Source organism: Intestinimonas butyriciproducens (assembly GCF_004154955.1).
Taxonomy (GTDB): Bacteria; Bacillota; Clostridia; order Oscillospirales; family Oscillospiraceae; genus Intestinimonas; species Intestinimonas butyriciproducens.
The window spans coordinates 1,023,661-1,044,791 of sequence record NZ_CP011524.1 but is presented as its reverse complement, the minus strand read 5'-3'; the positions used below and the strand labels follow the sequence as shown (position 1 = coordinate 1,044,791).

The following is a 21,131-nucleotide window of genomic DNA, read 5'->3' as shown; positions in this document are numbered from 1 at the left end:
TTTCTAATCAGTAGGAAGGAAGGGCGGCAGGGTGCCCGGTTACCTCCCCCGCCGCAGCCCGTCCTGAATATTCCAATCACAATGAGAATGATATACCGCTTTAGAAGCGATATTCTCTGGGCACAAAGGGGAGAGGCCGGGGAGTAATCCCCGGCCTTTTTACGACTATCTCACGATCTGTGCCGCAAGGAATCCCACAGCGCCCGAGACGGCCAGCCAAATGAGCTTGTCCACGATACCGTCCCAGCGCTTGGCGGGCCTCTCGGTGAGAGCCTTCACGTCGCTCTTAATCTCCTTCACGTCGGTCTCCACCGTCTCCTGCCGTGTCGCCAACACCTCCACGGAGGACACCAGCTTGTCCAGGTTGTCCTGTCGCTCCTCCACCTTGTCCAGCCGGTGGGTGTTCGATTTGCTCCGCTGATCAATTTCGGCCACCTTGACCGCGATGTCCTCCGCCATGGCTTACTCCTCCCTGGCCCTGATTTCGTCCTTCAGGGCGTCCCCCGCAAGGGCGGCCTGTGTAAAGCTGTTGTTCTTCCACCACGCCGCCAGGGAGGCGGCTATGGTCCAGCCGGTGGCGATGAGGGTGTTGACGTCCTCGTCCGCGATGGGGATGGTCTGGACGCCCAGCATGCTCAGCACCTGGTTGACCAGGGCCAGCAGCAGTACAACGGTCCGGGCAATCGTGCCCGCGCTGATCTTGTTGGTCATGATAAGTACTCCTCTCCTAATTTGCCGCGGCCAGCTTTTGCAGCAGGTCCGCGCCGTATCGGTACGCCTCCAGGTAGTCCATGGTCTCCTCGGCCAGCCCGAAGCGCGCCTGTACCTGGGCCCGGTAATCCGGCTCCTGCGCGCCCAATGCCTTGTCCACCGCCGCCCGGAAGATATCCATGGTCTTACTGTGGTAAGGCCACCAGTGCATCACGTCCGCGTGGTTGGAGGCGATGCTCTTGGCATAGCCCTCGGCGTGGCACAGGATATCCGACTGTCTCAGGCCGTAGGTCTTGCAGAGCTGGACGCACAGGGCCACGGCGCGGCCCCACACGGCCCCGAAATACGTCGCGGTATCCTGGGGGTTGTAAGCCAGATACGAGCCCTGGCGGCTTGCCAGTTTGGAGAGGGTGGCCGGTCCGCAGGACCCGTCCGCCGTGAGTCCCAGGTCCTTTTGGCAGGCCCGCAGCGCCGCGTCGCAGCCGGGCCCGAAAGAGCCGTCCACCCCCTTGGGGTCGTATCCTCTGGCCTGGAGCTCCATCTGGAGGCGCTGGACAGCCCAGCCAGAGGACCCCCGTTTGAGGGCAATCCACTCGGCGGGGATCAGGCGGCACTCCTGGGGCTCACAAATCTCAAAGCTTAGGTGGGTGTTGTTGGCCGCCCCGCCGCAGTGCCACGCCCGGCAGGTGTCCGGCAGGGTCTGGAGCGTGCGCTGGTCGTCGATGATGTAGTGGACCGCCGCCTCTGCGCCTGACCGGTCCCAGGCGGACCGGATGGTCTGGGCATCCGCCCCCGGGGTGGCGGTGGAGTGTACCATGATCCCCTTGGGGATAATGGTCCTCCCGGCCTTGTAGCAGTCGCTGTTGGTCATGATGGCCTGGGTGATGTCGTCCATAGGCTTGTCCTCCTTATCGCTGTCGTCGGGCTTGGATGAGTGCCCCTTGCGCTTGTAGACCAAAATCAGATTCTGGCTTGGGTCACGGCCCTGCACCATATCCCCAGTGGCCCTGTTATAATAGTTCACCTTGCGTCCACCGTCGCCCATGATGCAGTCGGACCATCCGAGTCCCTGCACATAGTCCCGCAGCTCCTCCGGCTCCATGCCGTCGCTCCCATCCGGGAAGGCGATGAAGGCGAGCGCCCCGCCGCAGAAGCCCCACCCCGTCCGGCCGCGACGCCCCCGGACATCTGGCTTGCAGTACATGGTCTCCGGCTTGCCCTGGTAGAGTCCGGCGGAATTTGCAATATAGTTCGCCTTGCCGCAGGCCCCGCCGGGCGGGACTATGCCCATGGAGATGTCCGGCCCGGTATCCCAGATCAGAGCCGGGTAGTGGTATGCGTCGGTCGCCAGCACCTTCCCGTCAGCCTTGATGGGGCACGCGGGCTGATAGCTGCCGTAGAGCCAGAAGTTGCCCGTGATCGCAAGGTCTGGAGCCTCTTGGGCCACAATCTGTCGGAGGGGCAGCTTGCTGGAGTTGATGTAGATTTGCACCCTGTCTATGTCCCCCAGTGGGATAGAGGTGATGTACTTACTCATCGCCCTCAGCCGCCTCCACCGCCCCGCGCATCAGCTCCACCGCCTCGGCGTACCGCCCCGCCCTGCGGAGCTCCACCAGCGCCTTGTAGTGGTCAAATAACGCCTGAGTGAGGGCCGCTCCCTCATTGGTTAGTCTGGGCAGGTCCTCCGCCAGCGCGGCGTAGTCCACATCCCCCGCGCCCCTGTAGTGGGGCAGCGTGGGGTCCCCGGCGTTCCGGATGTTGGCCAAAAACATATCCTTGGCGTTCTGCGGCTCCGCGTGATTGACTGCGGCGATGTCCATGATCTCGTTGATGTACTCGTACAGATGCTTCATAGCTGACTTCCTTTCCGGCCAAGTTGGCCTGTCACATATGGATAATCTCTTCCGCCTGATCGGCGGTGATCCACTTCGGGGCCATGGAGCGCACCTGCTCCGCCGTCAGACGGCCCAGACGATACTGAATGCGGATAAACTCAACCATCGCCTGTCCCTCCCATCATCAGCTCCAGCATGGCCGCCTCCAGCGCGGAGAGCCGTTCCGTCACTGTGGGCGAGATGGGGGGCTGGGCCTGTCCCATGGCCTCCAGCTCCGCGAGTTCTTCTGCTGTGGCGTCGCGGTAGATGCCGTTATCATAAACCCTCACGTGCTCCCCTCCTATCTTGCCAAAATGCGAACTTTTACCGTGCCGGTTATGTCTGCTGCATTAAAATCCATGCGTAACTGCCCTGTAGGAACTCCTATTTTCCCGTACCGGGTTCCTCCGGTGGTTGCCCCCAGGAATGCCCCAAACAGAATATCAGTTGTGGCAGTTGACAAATATTCCGCAAAAGACCCGTCGCCAAATAATGTAACGTGGAATAGATATTGCTTCATAGTGTTCGCAGGAACAACCCCCGGATAAAAAGTGACTTGTATCCCATCCACCGTAATGCTGGATGGCTGGTATTGTTTCGTATTAGCTGGGCATTCCACTGCGCACATCATCTCTTTGTATGTGCTCAACTGATGGGTTAGCGTAAGTTGGACACTTCCTACCCCGGCAGAATCGAGCACGATCCCATCATTGCGCAAGAGCTCTGTCCACTCTCCACCTCCACCCGGCGCGCTCACTTTGCCCCACGCTCCGTCCACCACGCCCGCATACATGCCGTTGTCCTCTGCGGTCACCGTGGGGAGGCCGACGCCATCCGCACCTGCGGGACCCTGCGGGCCGGTGTCTCCGGTGTCACCTTTTGGCCCCTGCGGGCCTTGGATGCCCTGTTCCCCCTGGTCTCCTTTTGGGCCTTGCAATCCCTGGGCGCCGGTATCGCCCTTCGACCCCTGCGGGCCTTGCTCCCCGGTGTCTCCCTTGGGCCCCGCTGGTCCCTGTTCTCCTGGATCTCCCTTCTCTCCCTGGGGACCGGCGGGACCGATAGGTCCCTGTTCTCCTCTGGGACCGGTCGCCGATACGCCGGTATCCACGCCGACGACGACCCAATTCCCGCCGGGCCCAATGTTGGGGGCCGCCCCGCCGGAGTAGACGCCGGTATCCTGATACGCCCCGCTCTCCAGGTCCCACACCATCCACGTCTGATCCCCGGACAGCTTGGGCGGGTGGACCGCCGCCGCTTCCGCCCGGTCTGCGGCGGCCACTGCGTCGGCCTTGGCCTGCGTGACCCTGGCCTCCATCTGGGCAAGCTCCGAGGGCTCGACGCTCGGAAATGCCTCCGCAGCGTTGATGCTCCCGCTCACCAGCAGTTCAAACTGGTTGCTGTGGGCCACCGTATCCCCTTTGAGCCCCCGGAGCTGACAGCGGTACAGCCCGTCGGAGGCCAGGATATCCCGCGTGAGGTCCACCCACAGCACGTCCCCCGTCCGCTCCAGGTCCACCACGTTCTTTGCTTGCCCCAGAGCCATATCCAGCTTGACCGCCCACCCCGCGTCCAGGTCCGCGGCGATCTCCAGCCGCCGGTGCAGGTGGTCCGACTCGTAGCCGAGCTCCCGGTCCCCCACCTCCAGCGTCACGCGCCAGTTATCAAGCCTGATCATGCCTGCGCCTCCTCCAGCAGCGCCTGGACCTCGTCCCGCCAGCGCAGGGGCACGTCGTCGATGGTCTTGAGCCCCTTTTGAATCAAGTCCGCGTACAGCTTAGCCATTCGTCTCACCTCCCAGCAGCGCCTCGGCAAGCTCCGCGATGGCGAGCTGCGCTGCAGTGTTGTTGTCCTCGACCACCTGTGCCAGCTCCGCCACGGCAAGCTGGGTCTGGGTGAGCGCGTCCGGCTCCGGCTCGGGCTCAGGGGTGGGCTCCGGGACGGGGAGCTGTGTCAGGCAGATCGATCCGCCCGTCTGTCCCACCCGCAGCCAGTCGGCCACGGTATAGGAGGCCAGCAGGAAAGGCCCGTCCTCCAGCTCGGTCCACACCTCCAGGCTCTCTCCCAGTTCCACCGGCTCCGCCGTCTCCAGACATACCATCTGTGCGCCAGGGACAAAGGACAGCAGTTCCGCCTCCTGGCCATTGGTTTTTAAGATCATGCTCCACCCTCCTCAGTTAAAAACATAAAATTTAGCCGCCGTCCCATCGATGCCATAGGGAACGCGAGAACCGTTGCTATAGGTGTGCCTCACCAAAAGCGTATCAAAGGTGACGGAAAAGAAACTTCCCGTGTATCCAGTGCTTGCCGCATTGGATTTGGTTACATTCAGCCCTGATGCATAAAATTGTGCTGATGTAGCTGAATCTGTTACTCCCGCCGCAGCTCCAAAAACTGTGATGTAATAGTCAGTTGACTCGCATGCCATCATCAATATTGGGCTCCCGATAAGCAGGGATTTCAATTCCGCCGCAGTAATTCCGCTGAACGTAAAGTCTCTAAAAGATGTGGAGGTGCAGGTCGCGTCGATTACCTTTCGAAGTTTCTTCCCGCTGCACAGCTTGGTCGACAAATTGTCACCCATCACCGGCAAAATACAATCGCTCATACCCCCACCCTCCTCACACCGTGCCCACGAGCTGGATCGGTATATTGACGGACGGAGCTGCGCCGTCGGTCCTGGTGTAGACCCGGATTTTGCCAGCCATAGTCTCGATCCTGCGAATGTTGTTGGCGAACTCCTCCACCATAAGCTCCGAGGCGACGACATCAGAGGTCTGCACCACGCCCACGCAGGGAGTCATGGCCGCCGTAATACCAGATACTGTGACGTCCTTGTAGTACCCGCCCCCGGATACCTCCGTCCATGTTCCGGTGGGGATCGTCGCCGTATACCGGTACTTCACCGCCGCCCCGATGTCCGCCGGGGTAGGCTTGCTCCCCTCATGATACACGGCATAATCCGTGCCGCCCAACTTGATCCGCAGCCGCTGCTGGCCCCCTTGTATCTTTAGCGTGGCCTCAGCGCCGTCAGCGCCATAATCTGTCAGATATAGCCCATCGTCTACAGTGCCCTCTACATTTGCGTTTTTCATCAGGCGGCCTGACAGGCGGTTTGACGAGTCTCCAGTCCTTAAGACCACGCTTGCTATGGTTTTGGCAATATCAAGGTTTCCCGTCAGCGTTCCGCCCGACAGGGGGAGCGCCCCCACCTGGGCCGCCGTCACCCCATGGGGGTTGTTGGTGTTGGAGATGTGCGCGCTGGTGGACGCCCCGTCCGCCTTGGCGTTCCACGCCGTCCGTTCCGCCGCGCCGACGTGCTTCACTCCGTCCGCTTCGTGCGCCGCCAGCGCCGCCCCCTCCGCCTTGCTCTCCTCCAGGTCCTTCAGCGCCGCGTCGACGGCGTCCATATTGGCGTTGAGCGCGTCGATCCTGGCATAGTCGCTGCCGCCCGGCTTATTGAGGCCATAATTCGTTGTCTGCTCCATCTCAGAGCTCACCTCCTAAAATCTCATCCCAGGTCCGGCTCTCCAGCTCTCCCCAGGTCTTCTCCTCCAGCTCTCCCCAAGTCCGGTAGAGGATGATGTAGTCGTATGCCAGGTGCGCGGGCTTGATCTCCTCCAGGGCTGCCGACAGGTCGTCCAGGTTGGGCGGCACCCCGATGCTGCTCAGGAATCTAATGTCGAAACGGTATGCCTCCGGCTGCTCCTCCACCGCCACCTGGCCGTTGTAGAAGCTCTCGGCCACGTTCTGGATCATGGCCACGGTGGTGGCGCCCTGCCCCCGCAGCTTGGAGAGGATGCGGGTTCGCCGGTAGGCGTCGGGGCGGGACACGTCCACATCCAGCCCCAGGGACGCCTCCCAGCAGGACAGTCCCCAGGTGGCCTTGTTAACGTCCAGTTGATCGATGAGCCCGTTCTCCGCCGTCCACAGGGCCTCGGTCTGCTGCTCCAGCGCCCCCTGGAGGGCCGCGATCTGGGGCGAGGCGGCGTAGAAGTCCGGCAGATAGCCAATCAGTTTCACGTCAGCGTCACCGTCCCTTTCACGGGCACCTGCTCATCCCCGATGCTCACGTTGCCCGTGCCGCCGTTGATCGTCAGCGCCGTAAAATCGGACACTCCCGGGATGCTCAGCAGCAGATAGGCCACCTGGTTATACCGCAGGGTGGAGGCCGAGAAGGCCAGCTCCATGAGATAGGTGTCCAGCGCCGCCTCAAACTCCGTCTTGACCTGGCTGAGGGGGGCGCTCCCATCCAGCGTCACCGCCGCCGTCACGTTGATGCTCAGCGGCGCGGCCGCCGCCACCGTCACCGTGGCCCCGATGGGCCGGTTCGCCTCGATGTGGGCCTGTACCGCCGCCACGATCTCCGCCGAGGCGGGCTCCATGCCGCCGTCCACCAGCACCACCTTGACCGTCCCCGCGCCGTTCCACAGGGGGAATACCCTCGCGGCGCCCACGCCCGCCACCTCCAGCGCCCACTGCTCGTAGTGGTAGGCGTTTCCGGAGGTGGCCGGGCGGCTCAGGTAGGCGTGGATGCGCCCATAGAGGGCCCCGTCGCTCTCCGGGTCCGTGCCGCCGGCGGCGGGGCCGTTGGTCCAGGAGGACAGCCCCGGCAGTGTCGCCACCATCTGAGACAGCTCCCCCGCCTCCACGTTGTACGCTCCGCCCACCTCCGCCGCCTCCGCCGTTCCCGCGTCGCCGCTCCCGGTGAGGACCACCGCCTCCGTCAGGGCGAACTCCAGCCCGCCCGGCGTGACGAACACCGTCCCCGCCGGTACCGTCGCCCCCGCCGTGCCGGTGAGGGTCATGGTACACCGTGCTTTGGCGCCCGGCTTCCGGGTGATGCCGTACTTGGCCCCCTCCAGGTCCAGGTAGCCCCCCGAGCTCTCGTCCACGAAGGCGATGGACACCACCGCGTTCATCGCCTGGTAGACCTTCCAGATCTCCAGCGCGGCGGGCCCCGCCATGGAGTCCAGAAAGCTCCCCTCACGGGTCTCCAGGCTCTCCCCGGCCTCCGCCAGGATGGCTGCCTTGATGCTCTCAGGTGTGATATCTTCAAACATGTAATCTCACCTCGCTTGTTCCATAAATGGTCCGCACCGTGCAGGAGATGGACAGCCGCCCGTCGTCGAAGTCCACGCCCACGTCCTCCACGGCGCTGATGTAGGGGTTGATCTCCAGGGCCTCCCGCACGTACCGCTGGGCCTCGGACTGCTTCAGCGCCTCGGTGTACGGCTGTCCCATCAGGTTCTCCAGCTCCGTCCCGTAGGCCCGGGAGTAAATCTCATGCCGGAACCGGGTGGTGTGCAGGGCCAGCCAGGCCCAGACCCGTACCGCCTCCGCGCCCTCCACCGTCTCCGGTTCTCCGTTGCGGAACACGGGCCGGTTCCCGTCGTAGTCCCATTTGACCTCCCGGCACAGCGGAAGCGCCGTCCCGGTCCGGACTGCCTCCGGCTGCACCACGGGGAACAATGTCGTACTCATACCTTCACCTCCCCACACGGCTCCCGCCGTGCGGGGGCCCCATCTTCCTTTGACCTGCTCGGGCGGAGTGGATCCGCCCTGCGCCAAGATTTTGCCTGCGGCAAAATGCCTGTGCGCGCTCTAAGCGCGTCCCGGCTTCGCCGGTGCCTGCGGCTCATACCTTCACCGCCTTGCACAGAATGATATACCGCTGGTTCTCCTCAATGGGCAGGAGCACCACCTGGTCTCCCGCCGCCAGACCATAGGGCAGCAGTCCCGGCGACGAGAGCAGGTCTTCCCGCTCCTGGGACGTCCCCCCGGCGATCACCCGGTGGGGCCGGGTCGGGTGGTCCTGGTCCGGCCAGGACGCCACCGTCCCCAGGCACAGCGACCCCTCCTCCGCCCCGGGCGTAAAGATTCGCGCCAGCCGCTGATAAGGATTATCCTCCACGTCCTCGCAACCTCCTCGTCCTCGCAAAGTCCATTTCGCTCACAACCGCCTGCGGCGATTTCTCGCTCCATTCCCTTGCTCGTCCTCTCCCCACAAAGCTGCGCGGCTTTGTGGGGGCCTTTGTGACCTCTCCCGACGGCTTGCCCACGCCGCTGGAGAAGAGCTCCTGGGGGTGTCTCCAATAGGGGGGCCGAGGCCCCCCTGATTGGTCGTTTTTAAAAGGGGAGATTCCAAAGAGGGGGAAGATCGAAATCCCCCTCTTTGGCCCTTCTTTCCGGCCCCTTTCTTCGGGAAGAAAGGGGCCCCCCGGAGGGCGGGCCCTCCGCGCCCTCTCAGGCGTCCGGCAGCCGTCCCGCCTCCTGCTCGTCCATGATGCTGCGGAAATTCAGCACCAGCTTGGCGGTGTAGGTCCCGCCCTTCCAGGTGTGAGTGTCGCTGTCGATCCAGCACAGGCCGTACAGCCCCGTCACCGGCTCCTGGAGCACCGCGCACTCCCCGGCGATGAGCGCCGGGTTCCCCCGCACCTGCGCCGTGATCTTCTGCGCCGGGGCGTTGTCCTCCAGCAGCTTCCTTGCCTCCGCCGCCGCGTCCTTCCCGCTGCGCTCCGTCACCATCTGCTGGAACAGGCCGTACCGCGCGATGGACGCCCCGTCCTCCACAGGGCTCCCCTTGGCCGTGCCGTCCCTGCTCAGGATCTGCACCCGGTTCACCAGGCTCTCCACGCTGTCCGTGGCCGTCAGGCTGATGAGGTTGGACCCCGGCCGCAGCGCCAGGGTCCGCTCCCCCTGCTTTTTTTCGATCACCTCCAGCGCCTCGCCCCGGAACCGCACCATATACCGCCCCCCGGTGGCGGCTGACGCCTGGGTGTACGCCGTCTGGATGATCTGGTACAGGCTCACCCCGGGAAAATTCCGGCTGATCGCCGTCCCCGTCCGGGCCAGGCTCCCCACCGTCAGCCCGAAGTCCGCCGCCACCCGCCCCGTGATGCCCTCAGGGGTCTGGCCCCGGAAGCGGTACGCCCCCTGGTTCCGCTTTAAGTACAGCCCCCGGTCCGCACAGGACACCTCCACCGTGTTGGACAGCGTGTCCCGCTGCCGGGAGAACACAAAGCCGTCGAAGAGCAGCGTCTCCCCCCGGTAGAACTGTACCCGGCTCCCGGGAGGGCAGTCCACTGCGGGTAGGCGCTTGTCCTCCGGGCACACCAGCAGCGGGAAGTCCAGCGTCCGCGCCGCCTGGTCGTAGCTCCCGCCCCACGTAACGCTCCGGCACAGCGCCGCCGCCTCCCGGGTCCCTCCCTCCGGCGGGGTGATCAGCAGCTTCAGCTTTTCCTCCATGACGGCCTCCTCACATGATCTCCAGCAGCTTGTCCCGGGAGAGGTTCAGATAGGATTTGCCCGTCTCCGGGTCCCGCCCATATACCGTGGCCGCCGCCGCTTTCTGGGACCGGGAGGGCGTCGCCGCCGCCGGCAGCTCCTCCCGGGCGGGCAGCTTGAGCACCTGACCGGGGTGGATGAGGTTGGGGTTGGCGATCCCGTTGGCCGCCGCCAGGCGCCCGTACAGCGACGCGTCGCCGTAGAACCTCCGGCAGATGGCCGACAGCGTGTCCCCCGCCGCCACCGTGTACGTCTCCGACCGCTCCGGCTCCGCCTCCACCGTCCGCGCCCCGTTCCCCGTCCGGCGGCTTTCCGTCGTCTCCACCGCCAGCGCGCGGTAGCCCCGCAGCGGGATCGTGCAGTAGAGGTCCCCTGTCCCGTCCTGCTCCCGGTAACGGATCGGGTCCAGCAGCACCGCCGCGTTCACCGGCGTCCCGGACACCACGAACCGCAGCACCGTCCCCGCGTCGCTCCATTTCTCCAACTGCTCCAGGTATACCCACGGGTTCGTCCCCGCGCCCGGCTGGTTGAAGGGATACCCCTGGGCGGGCAGCAGGCAGGTAAGCTCCGTGTCCAGCAGCACCGCAGGACCCGGCAGGTTCACGTCCCCCGACTCCTGCATCGTAATCCCCGCCGCCTTCCGCCCGTGCTCGACGTCATAGCTCCCGGGCGTCACCGGCAGCACCAGCTCCCGCCCCGTCTCCGTGTCCTTGAAGATAAATTGCCGCGCCATCCCTATACCCCCAGTTCCACTGCCCGTACCACCTCGGACGCCACCCGCCGGGCCACACGGTCCTCCAGGTCCTTGTCCGAGCCGTAAAAGCTGTTTCCCGTCACCGTCACCTGCACCCGGGGACCAGCCCCCTGATCCGCCGCGCGGGCCTGGGACGCCGTCAGCACCCGTTCCCCCTGGTGCAGCAGTGCAGGAAAGTTGTCGTAGGGCACATAGCCCAGCCCCCAGGCGTGGGCGCTCCAGTTCGCAGGGTCCACGTCGAAGGGCCCGTTGTATCCCGGTCCGGTGAAGCGGTCCACGGACTCCCGGATGCCCGCCGCCTGCTCCTGAAGGTCAAGGGAGTCGATATACGCGCCTCCCCTCCCCACAGACAGCTCCTGCTGCTTCTCGTAATCCCCCAGGTAGGCCGCCTCGCCCAGCGCCAGCGTGTTCTCCCGGATGGCTGAGATCAGCTCCAGCTCCACGTCCCTGACCTCCTGCATTTCGCCGCTGGCGTCGAACGCCCCCTCCGCCAGGGCCTCCGCCTGACTTTTGAGGGAGTCCGCCTTTTCGCCCAGCGTGATCTTTTCCTCCTCGCTCGCGTCCTGGAACGCCGCCGCCAGCGCGGTGTACTCCTCGTGCAGCCGGGCCAGCGTCTCCGCCTGTTCCCCCTTGTACAGGCTTCCCCCCTTTCCGGTCAGCAGCGTGGTCATCGCCTCCCGCAGATATTGCTCCTTCAGGTTCTCCTGGGCGGCCTCTCCCGCGCCGATCATGGCGTTGAGTCCGGACAGCTCGTCGGTGATGCCCGCATAGTAGTCGATCTGCCGCTGTTTCCCCTCGCTGCGCAGCGTGTTGTACGCCTCGCCCTGGGCGTTGGCCATCTCCTGCTCCCAGCCCTCCAGCGTGGAGCTCCGCCCCGCGAAGGTTTTGCTCTGCTCCTCCATCGCGCCGGAGAATCCGTCCGTCAGGGCCGACAGGATGATCTCCACCGCCTCCGTCCCGGCGATCTGTCCCTTGGAGATCATATTGTAGATCTCCCCCCGGCTCTTTCCCTTCGCCTCGGCCAGTATCCCCACCGCGCCGATACCGCGGCCGTTGAGGATGTTCAGGTACTCCAGCGTCGCCTTGTCGCTGGACTTCATCTGTCCCAGGGCCTGGGCCACCGTGGTCATAGCGCTGGTGCTCATGCCCAGCGCCGCCCCTGCGTCGCCTATGGTGGACAGCACCGGCAGAATGCTCTCCGCATCGTATCCGAAGGTGGCCAGCGTCTTGCTCATGGCCGTCAGGTCGTCGTAGAGGAAGGGCGTGGTGTTGGCCATGTTCACAAGCCCCGACAGGTACGTATTTGCCGTCTCCCGGCTCCCGAACAGGGTGGAGAACGAAATGAGGTCCGTCTCCCGGCCCGACGCGATCCCCGACCCGCTCTCCAGCTCCGCCGCGTGCCGTTCCCCCGCCGAGCTGTACAATTCTCCGTAGTAGCTCTTGAATGCGTCGTCCCTGGCCTTGAAAATCTCCGTCCCGCCGGATATAGCGCCTGATATGCCGCCTACCGCCGCGCCAATGGCAGCCCCTGTAGGCCCGAGTACGGCCCCCATAGTCGCCCCGGATATCAACCCGGAAACCATAGAGGAAACTAACTGTGCTTGTGGTTCCCCTATGGCGCTGGTCAGGACTGACCCGGCCAGACGAGACAGCGAATCACTTGCCAGTTTCCCCAGGCCGGCAGACATCAGCCCCTTTGCCAAGCTGGTTTCTCCCCCCTGATTCTCCGCCTTTCGCTGCTGGTCCATCAGCGACTTCAACGCGCCGTAGTTGCTCTTCATGGCCGTCTCCGTCTCTTTGAGCCTGCGCCGGTATTCCTCCTGTTCCTCCAGCGCCTTATCCAGCGCGCCTTTATGCGCCTCGTCCTTGTACTTGGCGAACGCCTTCCGCGCCTCTCTGACCGTCACGCTTGACTGCTCCAGCTTCTTCCGGTAATCTACCGTCTCCTTGGACAGCTTGTCCTGTATCTTGCTGTAGGCCTGTGTAGTCTGCTCCAGCTCCTGGAGTTCCTTGCTGAATGCCTTTGTCTTCGTCCCGATGCCGCTCAGGGGGCCGGACACCTTGTCGACCAGCGACATATAAATGTTGATGCTTTCTTCCGGCATAGTCTCGCCTCCTCTTGACTTTTTACCTTTTTGGCGATATGATTTCCACAGAAGGAGGGTTGCGGTTATGAAGCGTTTTTGGAAAGAATTTCGGGCGCTCTCTCATGAACCAGTCATCCTTATGATCGTGTGGCTCCTCGTGGTTGGCACTCTCTTCTGTGCCGCCTTCTTCTCTTTGGTGGGTAATATGTCTCCCTACGACGGCATGATGTGGGGAGGGTTCCTGCTCTGCTTACTCTGGGCCGTTTGGGCCAGCTTTCCGCCCAAAGATGAATGACCTCTCCGCCGCCCTTCGGGGCGGCTTTTTTGCGCTCATTTTGATCTCTGCTCCGCCTATCCTCGCGCTTCCACCTCATAGGACGCCAGCGCCCAGATGAGGTCCCGCTCCCCGGGGGACTTCCGGTAGTAGTCCCCCGGGGCCCACCCCTTCACATGGAAGAGGTAGTAGACGAGACCCAGCTCCGCGTCGCTGCCGTCCTCTAGGCGTTTTTTACTTCTTCAATGGTCGCCGTCCGGTATCCGCACAGCCGCTCCACCGCACGGCTCAGGTCCTCGATCTCACCCGGCAGCAGCAGCGCCTTTACCGTCTCCGCCGGCGTGGCTCCGCCGAATTTAGCCTGGAGCGCAGGGTCCTTCAGGTCCGGTGAGACCACCCCAGAGAGCACGATATGTACGCTCAGATCCTCCGACATACTCTCCTTCAGCTCGCTCACCTTCCCGTAGGGCAGCGCCCGCAGCTCGAATACCACGTCCTCCCCCAGCAGCTCGCTCAGCCGCTTCACACGGTACCGCGCCGTGGGCAGGCTTTTCCGCACATTGGGCGTCTCCTCCCGCAGCAGCAGCTCCAGAATGCTCCTCTTTTCGTTCATACGCTTCTCCCTTCTATCGTAAGCGCAAGGTCCGCCGCTTGGAACGATCCCCGGCGGAGGTTGAATACCCGCGCGAAGTCCAACGCAGACAAAATCATGCCCCCATACTCGTAATCTGGATGTTCTTGGGCGAATATCTCTGTCGCCGCAGTACGCATAGCCTCGATGTCCAGCCCCTCCGGCGTCATATACTCGTTTAGAACTCCAACCAGTTCAAAGGCGTACAATGGCGTTCGTCTCCTGTGGATCGCGATCCGGGCATATTTCTCCTTGCCGTCCACTATGGCGTGGCGCATCAGCCCCTCCGCAGGTTTCTTTTTCATCCGCGCCGCTCCTTATACGTTGATCTCGTCCAGGAACTCATAGCCGGTAAAGGTGAAGGGGCACTCCACCTTGCCCACGCTCTTGGCCTCCCAGTCGGCCAGGGTGAGGTCGTCGAAGCTGACGTTGCTCAGGACCACCCGCTCCGCCCCGTAGGCGTCCGGGTCCTTCAGCTTGCTCACAATGGTAAAGCGCACGTCCTTTCCGTTTCGGATGTTCTCCCCAATGGCCAGCGCCATCCGGGAGGTCACCTTGTGCATCCGCAGGGACCCCGTACACTCGATGCTCGTCACCTTTTTGTCGCTGGCCATCTGCCCGCACAGGGCGATGTCCTCCTTGTTGAAGCTCACCTTGGCCTGGAGCCCGTAGCACTCGGATACCTTGTCTCCGTCCAGCCACACCTCGCCCCAGGTCCCTGAAATCACTCGCTTTGCCGAATCCATGTTTTAGCCCTCCTCAGATTGTGATATTGAGGCTGATATCCTCAATGGCGTCGAGGATCTTGATGGACGCCTCCAAAAACACCTTGTCGGCGGTGTTGGCCTCCTTGATCTCCTGCTGGCTCATCTTGGAGGTGTCCGTGCCCACAGACTGGAGGTATGCCTCCTGGTGTGCCAGGTCGATCCCCACCGAGGAGCTCCCCGCCTGGAGGATGCCGGACTGCTCCAGCCCCACCAGGTAGCCCTTGATGGCCGTCACCAGCAGGCACTTATTGTCGTAGCTGTTGGCGTACTTGCCGATGTAAGCGTCCTGGGCCGTGGTCCGGATGTCGGTCTGGATCATATCCATGACCTCCACCATCTTGATCTTCTTCCAGGCGTCCCCCTTGTCCTGGGTGGTGGTCTGGAGGGAGTTCACCCCGCGGGCCACCTTCACCTTCTCCCCGTCGTGGAAGAGGATGAACTTGCCCGCGTCCACCGCGGCGTCCATGGCCTCACGGGTCAGCCGCCCCACGTCGCTCACCTCGGGGAGAGGGGCGTAGGTGCAGGAGATGGTCATGGGCGTCCCGGCGATGAGCCCCGCGATCCGGGAGCAGTACTGCGCCGCAGTGAACTCGGTCGTGCCCACCAGGATATCCCCGGTGGCGAAGTTGACCACCGCCTCGCTGTCCGCCGCCTTGTTGGGCAGCACCGCCTTGCAGATGGCCGCGTCGTTGCTCCTCCGGCCGGCGATCCAGGTCGCGATGGCCGTGGCCTCGGCCTCCGTGCAGTCGGGGGGCCCCGCCAGATAGTCAAAGGTCTGGGTGGCCAGCCACGTCAGGGCGTCGGTCAGCGCCTCCGCCGCTGCGGGCAGCACGTAGACCAGCACCTGCCGGGGCGTATTCACATACCCCGTAAAGGCCCGCTGGATGTATGCCTGGTTGTCCGTCCCCAGGGTGGCCGGGATCTGGCTGGCGTTGGTGTAGGCGTGGCCGCCGTTCTCCTTGGCGTCCTTGATGATGAGCGCCACCACCCCCTTCTCAGAGCGCTCGATGGCGCTCGCCGCTGTGGATTTGAATGCAATGTTGATGCTGGGAAGTCCCATTTCAATTCCCCTTTCGTCCTCACAAACTCTATTTCGCTCCATCCGCCAAAAGGCGGATATCCGCTCCATTCCGTTGTTCGTCCTCTCCCCCACGTCGTCGGAAGAAACTCAGCTTTGCTCCATCCGGCTGTCCGCCGGATATCTGCTTCGCTTCGTTCTCCCTCCTCCCCCCACCGGGCTTCACGGCCCGGTGGGGTCCCTTTATTCGCCCTGCGGGGGGCCCCACTTTGTCTGTATTTCGCCCATCAGGGGCCACTCGTCCCCGCCCGGGCGGTCGTCCTGATACTGGAATGTGACGCTGGTCTCCGCGTAGTCGAATTGGCAGTTGCCCTTGTTGGCCGTCACGTGGAGGAACCGGTCCTCCACCTGGAGTCCGTCCACCGCGAAGAGCTCCTGTACCGCCCCCATCCGGGTCATCAGGTCCGGCACGTGGCTGTTATAGTAGTCGTCCGCCTCCACAAAGGCGGTGACCACCACCGTGGCCTTGACCTCCAGGCAGCCGCACGAGGCGTCCAGCATCTCCACCGGCCCCAGCTCCACCAGGAAGGACGGCCGCGCAAAGTCCACCGGTACCCGCTCCAGATAGACCGTATTCTCCGGATACCGCTCCTCCACCAGCCCCTTTACCGCCTCCGTAATCGCCAAAAATGAAAGCATCCCAACCCTCCTTTATTGTCTCTTCAAGATCTGCCTCGGCCGCCCTTGTGTAGCTATCTTACCTCTTTGTTTTGGCTCTGGGGTGGCCATTCGCTTGTCACGCTCTTGGGATTCTTACGTCGGACCCCTATGTACTTCCCCTGTTTCGTCGCTGGAACAACGTCCCTTCCGCCTCATGGTTGTCCGCCGGATATTCGCTCTACCCACGCGCTTCATCTTAGGCCAAGAGCCGTCCTGCGGGCTCAGTTTCTCCCCAACACGACCCGCTCGTTCGGGCGCATGTCGGATCCCTGTGAAAAATACCCTGCGCCCTGCCCAACTGCGTTTTTGTCTCCATACTCCCTTATCCCCTATGCGCCTGCCCTCTGCGCTTTCTGTTTTCCCGCTCTTTTCAAATACAGGGACGTACCAGCCATTTTCAGGCAAAATCCTTTCCGGAAGGATGCCCGCGGTTATTGCGCCAAGCCGGGCAGAACCTTCCCTGGGTGTTGGAGGGCATCCTGCAAGCAAAAAGCGCCCAAGCCACGACACCCATCACGGATTGTCTTTGGTTCAGGCGCTTCGATATTCATGACAGTTTCCTGCCACACCATTTGCATAGGTGTCTCCAATATGTCCCTGGCATCCATGAGCTCCCCCGTACTGATGCTCATATCAACGTGCTCCCCCCTCTTTGGGGGTCATGCCTCTTGAGGTCCGGCGCACCGCTTGAATCAAAAGCCGTCACACTCCGGTTCCATCCGACATATCCTGCAATGTGGAGGTGATCACCTTGGAACAAAATAACCGCACCACAATGATCGCAAGAGTCATATGTGCTGAGCGCTGTCGGCTTTTGGTCTGTGACTGTTCCTCACATCAGAGAGTCCTAGTTCGCTCTGACGATGCCTGTTGCTTCTCCCGCGGCGACTGCGTATGTATTCACTATAGCGGTGCCATGACAATGAGCATTCCCCCCCAAATCACTGCTGACTGCATTCACAGGCACTGCGCCTGATGCCGAATGCTAGGGGGAGGGTTTTCTGCCCTCTCCTCGACTTTTTCATAAGGCTGCATTTCCTTTGTTGTCATCCATGTACGGGCATCGATGGGCTGGCCGTCCCCTTTCATATTTTCTCCTGCATAATACCACTTCTTGGGAATGCCGAACCGCCCCGGTCCGATCGGACCGGGGCGGTTCTCCTCTTAACAGCGGGAACGCACTTCAAAAGAAAGCGCTCCGTTCAAGTTATTTTAACGATTCGGCCAGGACCGCGGTCTCTGCATTGCGCTCCTCGGCCTCGATATCCTCCGGCTCGGTAGGCGGCTGCTCAGGTTCCATGTCGTCCGGACTCATGGTGTCCCAGTCGAACTGGCGATACCGGGAGAGGCCGGAGCCTGCGGGGATCAGCTTGCCGATGATGACATTCTCCTTCAGGCCCAGCAGATGATCCACTTTGCCCTTGATAGCCGCTTCCGTGAGAACCTTGGTGGTCTCCTGGAAGGACGCCGCGGACAGGAAGGACTCTGTCGCCAGCGAGGCCTTGGTGATGCCCATGATGAGCCGGGTGGCCACAGGGAGGCGCAGCTCCAGGCCGTCGTTGGTCTCGCCCGCATCGATCCGGGCCTGAACGGCCCGCTGGGCGTCCTTGAACTCAATGAGATCGACGGTGGACCCGCTGAGCAGGCTGGAATCCCCTGCATCCTCCACGCGGACCTTACGCATCATCTGCCGGGCAATGACCTCGATGTGCTTGTCGTTGATATCAACGCCCTGCTGACGATAGGGTTTCTGCACCTCTTGGATAAGGTAGTTGTACACCGCATGGATGCCGCGGATCCGCAGCACATCGGCGGGATATAGAGCGCCGTCGGTGAGCATATCGCCCTTCTGGACGGTGTCGCCGTCCTTCACCCGCAGGCCGGAATTGTGGGCCAGCGCATAGGAGACCACTTCCCCGTCGTCGGCGGTGATGGTAACGTTGACCATACCGCCCCGTTTGGCGTCCTCCATGGTGACCTTGCCGCTGATCTCCGCCAGTTGGGCCATCTTCTTGGGTCTGCGGCCCTCGAAGAGCTCCTCGACACGGGGAAGACCCTGGGTGATATCGCCGCCGGCCACACCGCCGGTGTGGAAGGTTCGCATGGTGAGCTGGGTGCCGGGCTCTCCGATGGACTGGGCCGCGATGATCCCCACGGCCTCCCCCTCGCCCACAGGCTCGCCGATGGCCAAGTTGATGCCGTAGCATTTGGAGCACACGCCGCTTCTCGCCTCACAGGTGAGAACGGAGCGGATCATGACCTCATGGATGCCGTGGGCCTCCAGGCGCTCGGCATCGTCAGCGGTCATCATAGTGTCGTGGTCAATGAGGACCTCGCCGGTCTGCGGGTCCACAATGTCCTCCACGGGATAGCGACCCTTCAAGCGTTCACCGAAGGTCTCGATGACCTGACCGTTCTCCACGATCTCAGAAACCAGGATGCCGTCGTGAGTGCCGCAGTCATGCTCGCGGATAATGACCTCCTGGGATACGTCCACCAGACGGCGGGTCAGATAACCGGAGTCAGCGGTCCGCAGTGCCGTATCGGCCAGACCCTTTCGGGCGCCTCGGCTGGAGATGAAGTATTCCAGTACGGAGAGTCCTTCACGGAAGTTGGCCTTAATGGGGATCTCGATGGTGCGGCCGGAGGTATCGGCCATCAGGCCACGCATGCCAGCCAGCTGGCGGATCTGCGCGGTGGAACCACGGGCGCCGGAGTCTGCCATCATCCAGATGGGGTTGTAGCGGTCCAGTCCGGCCATTAGGGCGTCAGTGACATCCTTGGTGGTCTTCTCCCACGCCTCGACCACCAGACGATAACGTTCGTCGTTGGTGAGGAAGCCCCGCTTATACTGGCGTTCGATCTTGACGATCTCCTTTTCAGTGGCGGCGATGAGCTCCTTCTTCTTCTCCGGCACGGTCATGTCGGAGATGGAGACGGTAAGGGCGCCCCGGGTGGAGAATTTATAGCCTCTGGCCTTGATGGTATCCAAAACGCCGGCGGACACGGTAAAGCCGTGCTTGGTGATACACTTGTCGATAATCTTGCCCAGCTGCTTCTTGCCGGTGATGAAATTGATTTCGGGGTCGAACATGGCCTCGGGGTCGGTGCGGTCCACAAAGCCCAGATCCTGGGGGATGCCCTCATTGAAGATCAGACGGCCCACGGTGGTGCGTACCAGTTTGTGGCGGAGCTCACCGTCCACCTCAACGGAACGGCGGACCAGGATAGGCACATGGAGGTCCAGCTCCCCCTCATCATAGGCCAGGCGGGCCTCCCCATCGTCGGAGTAGACGCGGTAGATCTCCCGGGGCAGCTCGCCGTCGGGGGTCTCGACACAGATCCCGGCATAGGTGGGGATATCGTCCGGCTTCCCGGGATTTTTCACCCAGACCTTGTCGTCGCTCCCGACCTCGCCGGCGGCCAGGGCGGCCTTCACCGCCGCCACGTCGTCATAGGCAAAGTCGTGGTATTCATACCGCTCGTAGGTGAGGTAGTAGGAGCCCAGCACCATGTCCTGTGTGGGCACGGTGACGGGGCCGCCGTCCTGGGGCCGCAGCAGGTTGTTGGCGGAAAGCATCAGGATGCGGGCCTCGGCCTGCGCCTCGGCGGACAGGGGCACGTGAACGGCCATCTGATCTCCGTCGAAGTCGGCGTTAAAGGCGGTACACACCAGGGGGTGTAGCTTGATGGCCCGGCCCTCTACCAGCACCGGCTCAAAAGCCTGGATACCCAGCCGGTGGAGCGTAGGGGCGCGGTTGAGCATCACCGGATGCTCCTTGATGACAAAGTCCAGGGCGTCCCAGACCTCCGGACGGCCTTTGTCCACCATCTTTTTGGCTGACTTGATGTTATTGGCCAGGCCGTCCTCCACCAGCTTCTTCATGACAAAGGGGCGGAAAAGCTCAATGGCCATCTCCTTGGGAAGGCCGCACTGATAGATCTTCAGCTCGGGCCCGACCACAATGACGGAACGGCCGGAGTAGTCCACGCGCTTGCCCAGCAGGTTCTGACGGAACCGCCCCTGCTTGCCCTTGAGCATATCGCTGAGGGACTTGAGGGCCCGGTTGTTGGCGCCGGTCACGGCGCGGCCGCGGCGGCCGTTGTCGATGAGGGCGTCCACCGCCTCCTGGAGCATCCGCTTCTCGTTGCGGACAATGATGTCCGGGGCATTGAGCTGGATGAGGCGCTTGAGGCGGTTGTTGCGGTTGATGACCCGGCGGTAGAGGTCGTTGAGGTCGGAGGTGGCGAAGCGGCCACCGTCAAGCTGCACCATGGGGCGCAGCTCGGGGGGGATGACGGGCAGCACGTCGATGATCATCCACTCAGGCTTGTTGCCGGAGATACGGAAGGCGTCGACGACCTCCAGGCGCTTGACGATCCGGGCTTTTTTCTGTCCGGAGGCGTCCTTGAGTTCCGCCCGGAGGGATTCGGAGAGCGCCTCCAGATCGATGTCCTGGAGCAACTTCTTTACGGCCTCCGCGCCCATACCGGCCTCGAAGTCGTCCTCATACTTCTCCCGCATATCACGATATTCCTTTTCCGTGAGGATCTGGTTCTTGGCCAGAGGGGAGAAGCCGGGATCTGTAACGATATAGGCGGCAAAATAGAGGACCTTCTCCAGAATGCGGGGGCTGATGTCCAGCAGCAGTCCCATCCGGGAGGGGATGCCCTTAAAATACCAGATGTGGGACACCGGAGCGGCCAGCTCGATATGGCCCATGCGCTCCCGGCGCACCTTGGCCCGGGTGACCTCCACGCCGCAGCGGTCGCAGATCTTACCCTTGTAGCGGATCTTCTTATACTTACCGCAGTGGCACTCCCAGTCCTTAGTGGGCCCAAATATCCGCTCGCAGAACAGACCGTCCCGCTCGGGCTTCAGGGTCCGGTAATTGATGGTCTCCGGCTTTTTGACCTCGCCGTAAGACCATTCCAGAATCTTTTCCGGGGAGGCGATGCCAATCTGGATGGCGTCAAACTCAGCGTAGCTCATATATGATCATCCTCCCTT

At 62.8% G+C, this 21,131-nt stretch carries 24 protein-coding genes; 1 reads left to right on the top strand and 23 read right to left on the bottom strand.

The genetic code is table 11. The features are described 5' to 3' along the window. Positions 1-165: 165 nt before the first annotated feature. From SRB521_RS05095 to SRB521_RS05025, 17 genes are all read right to left on the bottom strand, one after another. Positions 166-459 carry a hypothetical protein gene (locus tag SRB521_RS05095; protein WP_129868794.1) on the bottom strand — a complete coding sequence of 98 codons (294 nt, stop codon included), beginning with the start codon at positions 457-459 and terminating at the stop codon, positions 166-168. 3 nt (positions 460-462) lie between these two features. Then, positions 463-711 (bottom strand): phage holin, encoded by a 249-nt coding sequence (locus SRB521_RS05090; RefSeq protein WP_033119390.1) that lies wholly within the window; start codon positions 709-711, stop codon positions 463-465. Between the two features lie 16 nt (positions 712-727). Then, positions 728-2,248 (bottom strand): peptidoglycan recognition protein family protein, encoded by a 1,521-nt coding sequence (locus tag SRB521_RS16870; RefSeq protein ID WP_420810020.1) that lies wholly within the window; start codon positions 2,246-2,248, stop codon positions 728-730. Next, positions 2,241-2,564 (bottom strand): hypothetical protein, encoded by a 324-nt coding sequence (locus SRB521_RS05080; RefSeq protein ID WP_129868793.1) that lies wholly within the window; start codon positions 2,562-2,564, stop codon positions 2,241-2,243. The genes SRB521_RS16870 and SRB521_RS05080 overlap by 8 nt, the downstream gene beginning before the upstream one ends. Positions 2,565-2,704: 140 nt before the next feature. Beyond that, on the bottom strand, positions 2,705-2,875 hold the full coding sequence (locus SRB521_RS16030) for a hypothetical protein (RefSeq protein ID WP_165366566.1): 171 nt from the start codon (positions 2,873-2,875) through the stop codon (positions 2,705-2,707). 11 nt (positions 2,876-2,886) lie between these two features. Beyond that, positions 2,887-4,260 (bottom strand): collagen-like domain-containing protein, encoded by a 1,374-nt coding sequence (locus SRB521_RS05075; protein ID WP_129868792.1) that lies wholly within the window; start codon positions 4,258-4,260, stop codon positions 2,887-2,889. After that, a complete protein-coding gene (locus SRB521_RS16640) occupies positions 4,257-4,367 on the bottom strand; it encodes a CD1375 family protein (RefSeq protein ID WP_276330672.1) in 111 nt (36 codons plus the stop codon). The genes SRB521_RS05075 and SRB521_RS16640 overlap by 4 nt, the downstream gene beginning before the upstream one ends. Next, complete coding sequence (locus SRB521_RS05070) at positions 4,360-4,743, bottom strand: hypothetical protein (protein ID WP_129868791.1); 384 nt, start codon at positions 4,741-4,743, stop codon at positions 4,360-4,362. The genes SRB521_RS16640 and SRB521_RS05070 overlap by 8 nt, the downstream gene beginning before the upstream one ends. 12 nt (positions 4,744-4,755) lie before the next feature. Continuing rightward, on the bottom strand, positions 4,756-5,190 hold the full coding sequence (locus SRB521_RS05065) for a hypothetical protein (protein ID WP_116722668.1): 435 nt from the start codon (positions 5,188-5,190) through the stop codon (positions 4,756-4,758). Between the two features lie 13 nt (positions 5,191-5,203). Then, entirely contained in the window at positions 5,204-6,070 is an 867-nt protein-coding gene (locus SRB521_RS05060) for a hypothetical protein (protein ID WP_129868790.1), read from the bottom strand. Position 6,071: 1 nt separating this feature from the next. Then, a complete protein-coding gene (locus SRB521_RS05055; protein ID WP_075704231.1) occupies positions 6,072-6,605 on the bottom strand; it encodes a putative phage tail protein in 534 nt (177 codons plus the stop codon). After that, a complete protein-coding gene (locus SRB521_RS05050) occupies positions 6,602-7,645 on the bottom strand; it encodes a baseplate J/gp47 family protein (protein ID WP_129868789.1) in 1,044 nt (347 codons plus the stop codon). The genes SRB521_RS05055 and SRB521_RS05050 overlap by 4 nt, the downstream gene beginning before the upstream one ends. Then, positions 7,638-8,066, bottom strand: a complete 429-nt coding sequence (locus SRB521_RS05045) for a DUF2634 domain-containing protein (protein ID WP_116722676.1) — start codon at positions 8,064-8,066, stop codon at positions 7,638-7,640. The genes SRB521_RS05050 and SRB521_RS05045 overlap by 8 nt, the downstream gene beginning before the upstream one ends. Positions 8,067-8,220: 154 nt before the next feature. Beyond that, a complete protein-coding gene (locus SRB521_RS05040) occupies positions 8,221-8,496 on the bottom strand; it encodes a DUF2577 family protein (protein ID WP_165366565.1) in 276 nt (91 codons plus the stop codon). Positions 8,497-8,828: 332 nt separating this feature from the next. Further along, the gene (locus SRB521_RS05035) at positions 8,829-9,830 is read right to left on the bottom strand and encodes an XkdQ/YqbQ family protein (RefSeq protein ID WP_129868788.1); all 1,002 of its coding nucleotides are present in this window, start codon (positions 9,828-9,830) and stop codon (positions 8,829-8,831) included. A 10-nt stretch (positions 9,831-9,840) separates the two neighbouring features. Next, the gene (locus SRB521_RS16635; RefSeq protein WP_129868787.1) at positions 9,841-10,602 is read right to left on the bottom strand and encodes a LysM peptidoglycan-binding domain-containing protein; all 762 of its coding nucleotides are present in this window, start codon (positions 10,600-10,602) and stop codon (positions 9,841-9,843) included. A 2-nt stretch (positions 10,603-10,604) separates the two neighbouring features. After that, a complete protein-coding gene (locus tag SRB521_RS05025; RefSeq protein ID WP_129868786.1) occupies positions 10,605-12,728 on the bottom strand; it encodes a tape measure protein in 2,124 nt (707 codons plus the stop codon). Positions 12,729-12,795: 67 nt separating this feature from the next. Here SRB521_RS05025 and SRB521_RS05020 point away from each other — a divergent pair, with 67 nt between their 5' ends. Then, on the top strand, positions 12,796-13,005 hold the full coding sequence (locus tag SRB521_RS05020; protein ID WP_116722653.1) for a hypothetical protein: 210 nt from the start codon (positions 12,796-12,798) through the stop codon (positions 13,003-13,005). 202 nt (positions 13,006-13,207) lie between these two features. On the opposite strand, the gene SRB521_RS05015 is transcribed toward SRB521_RS05020, so the two are convergent. From SRB521_RS05015 to rpoC, 6 genes are all read right to left on the bottom strand, one after another. Further along, a complete protein-coding gene (locus SRB521_RS05015) occupies positions 13,208-13,597 on the bottom strand; it encodes a phage tail assembly chaperone (RefSeq protein WP_075703956.1) in 390 nt (129 codons plus the stop codon). Further along, positions 13,594-13,920, bottom strand: a complete 327-nt coding sequence (locus tag SRB521_RS05010) for a hypothetical protein (protein WP_075703957.1) — start codon at positions 13,918-13,920, stop codon at positions 13,594-13,596. Before SRB521_RS05010 ends, SRB521_RS05015 begins: the two co-directional genes overlap by 4 nt. Positions 13,921-13,932: 12 nt before the next feature. Further along, entirely contained in the window at positions 13,933-14,361 is a 429-nt protein-coding gene (locus SRB521_RS05005; protein WP_075703958.1) for a phage tail tube protein, read from the bottom strand. Between the two features lie 13 nt (positions 14,362-14,374). Further along, on the bottom strand, positions 14,375-15,442 hold the full coding sequence (locus SRB521_RS05000) for a phage tail sheath C-terminal domain-containing protein (protein ID WP_129868785.1): 1,068 nt from the start codon (positions 15,440-15,442) through the stop codon (positions 14,375-14,377). 201 nt (positions 15,443-15,643) lie between these two features. Beyond that, positions 15,644-16,099, bottom strand: coding sequence for a phage tail terminator family protein (locus tag SRB521_RS04995; protein ID WP_116722540.1), 456 nt, complete (start codon positions 16,097-16,099; stop codon positions 15,644-15,646). A gap of 1,228 nt (positions 16,100-17,327) precedes the next feature. Then, positions 17,328-21,113 carry a DNA-directed RNA polymerase subunit beta' gene (gene rpoC, locus SRB521_RS04990; protein WP_075704244.1) on the bottom strand — a complete coding sequence of 1,262 codons (3,786 nt, stop codon included), beginning with the start codon at positions 21,111-21,113 and terminating at the stop codon, positions 17,328-17,330. Positions 21,114-21,131: the final 18 nt, after the last annotated feature.

Coding starts and splice junctions, on each gene's coding strand:
- SRB521_RS05095 (WP_129868794.1), bottom strand. CDS start 459: ATGGCGGAGGACATCGCGGTCAAGGTGGCCGAAATTGATCAGCGGAGC.
- SRB521_RS05090 (WP_033119390.1), bottom strand. CDS start 711: ATGACCAACAAGATCAGCGCGGGCACGATTGCCCGGACCGTTGTACTG.
- SRB521_RS16870 (WP_420810020.1), bottom strand. CDS start 2,248: ATGAGTAAGTACATCACCTCTATCCCACTGGGGGACATAGACAGGGTG.
- SRB521_RS05080 (WP_129868793.1), bottom strand. CDS start 2,564: ATGAAGCATCTGTACGAGTACATCAACGAGATCATGGACATCGCCGCA.
- SRB521_RS05075 (WP_129868792.1), bottom strand. CDS start 4,260: ATGATCAGGCTTGATAACTGGCGCGTGACGCTGGAGGTGGGGGACCGG.
- SRB521_RS16640 (WP_276330672.1), bottom strand. CDS start 4,367: ATGGCTAAGCTGTACGCGGACTTGATTCAAAAGGGGCTCAAGACCATC.
- SRB521_RS05070 (WP_129868791.1), bottom strand. CDS start 4,743: ATGATCTTAAAAACCAATGGCCAGGAGGCGGAACTGCTGTCCTTTGTC.
- SRB521_RS05065 (WP_116722668.1), bottom strand. CDS start 5,190: ATGAGCGATTGTATTTTGCCGGTGATGGGTGACAATTTGTCGACCAAG.
- SRB521_RS05060 (WP_129868790.1), bottom strand. CDS start 6,070: ATGGAGCAGACAACGAATTATGGCCTCAATAAGCCGGGCGGCAGCGAC.
- SRB521_RS05050 (WP_129868789.1), bottom strand. CDS start 7,645: ATGTTTGAAGATATCACACCTGAGAGCATCAAGGCAGCCATCCTGGCG.
- SRB521_RS05045 (WP_116722676.1), bottom strand. CDS start 8,066: ATGAGTACGACATTGTTCCCCGTGGTGCAGCCGGAGGCAGTCCGGACC.
- SRB521_RS05035 (WP_129868788.1), bottom strand. CDS start 9,830: ATGGAGGAAAAGCTGAAGCTGCTGATCACCCCGCCGGAGGGAGGGACC.
- SRB521_RS16635 (WP_129868787.1), bottom strand. CDS start 10,602: ATGGCGCGGCAATTTATCTTCAAGGACACGGAGACGGGGCGGGAGCTG.
- SRB521_RS05025 (WP_129868786.1), bottom strand. CDS start 12,728: ATGCCGGAAGAAAGCATCAACATTTATATGTCGCTGGTCGACAAGGTG.
- SRB521_RS05020 (WP_116722653.1), top strand. CDS start 12,796: ATGAAGCGTTTTTGGAAAGAATTTCGGGCGCTCTCTCATGAACCAGTC.
- SRB521_RS05015 (WP_075703956.1), bottom strand. CDS start 13,597: ATGAACGAAAAGAGGAGCATTCTGGAGCTGCTGCTGCGGGAGGAGACG.
- SRB521_RS05010 (WP_075703957.1), bottom strand. CDS start 13,920: ATGAAAAAGAAACCTGCGGAGGGGCTGATGCGCCACGCCATAGTGGAC.
- SRB521_RS05005 (WP_075703958.1), bottom strand. CDS start 14,361: ATGGATTCGGCAAAGCGAGTGATTTCAGGGACCTGGGGCGAGGTGTGG.
- SRB521_RS05000 (WP_129868785.1), bottom strand. CDS start 15,442: ATGGGACTTCCCAGCATCAACATTGCATTCAAATCCACAGCGGCGAGC.
- SRB521_RS04995 (WP_116722540.1), bottom strand. CDS start 16,099: ATGCTTTCATTTTTGGCGATTACGGAGGCGGTAAAGGGGCTGGTGGAG.
- rpoC (WP_075704244.1), bottom strand. CDS start 21,113: ATGAGCTACGCTGAGTTTGACGCCATCCAGATTGGCATCGCCTCCCCG.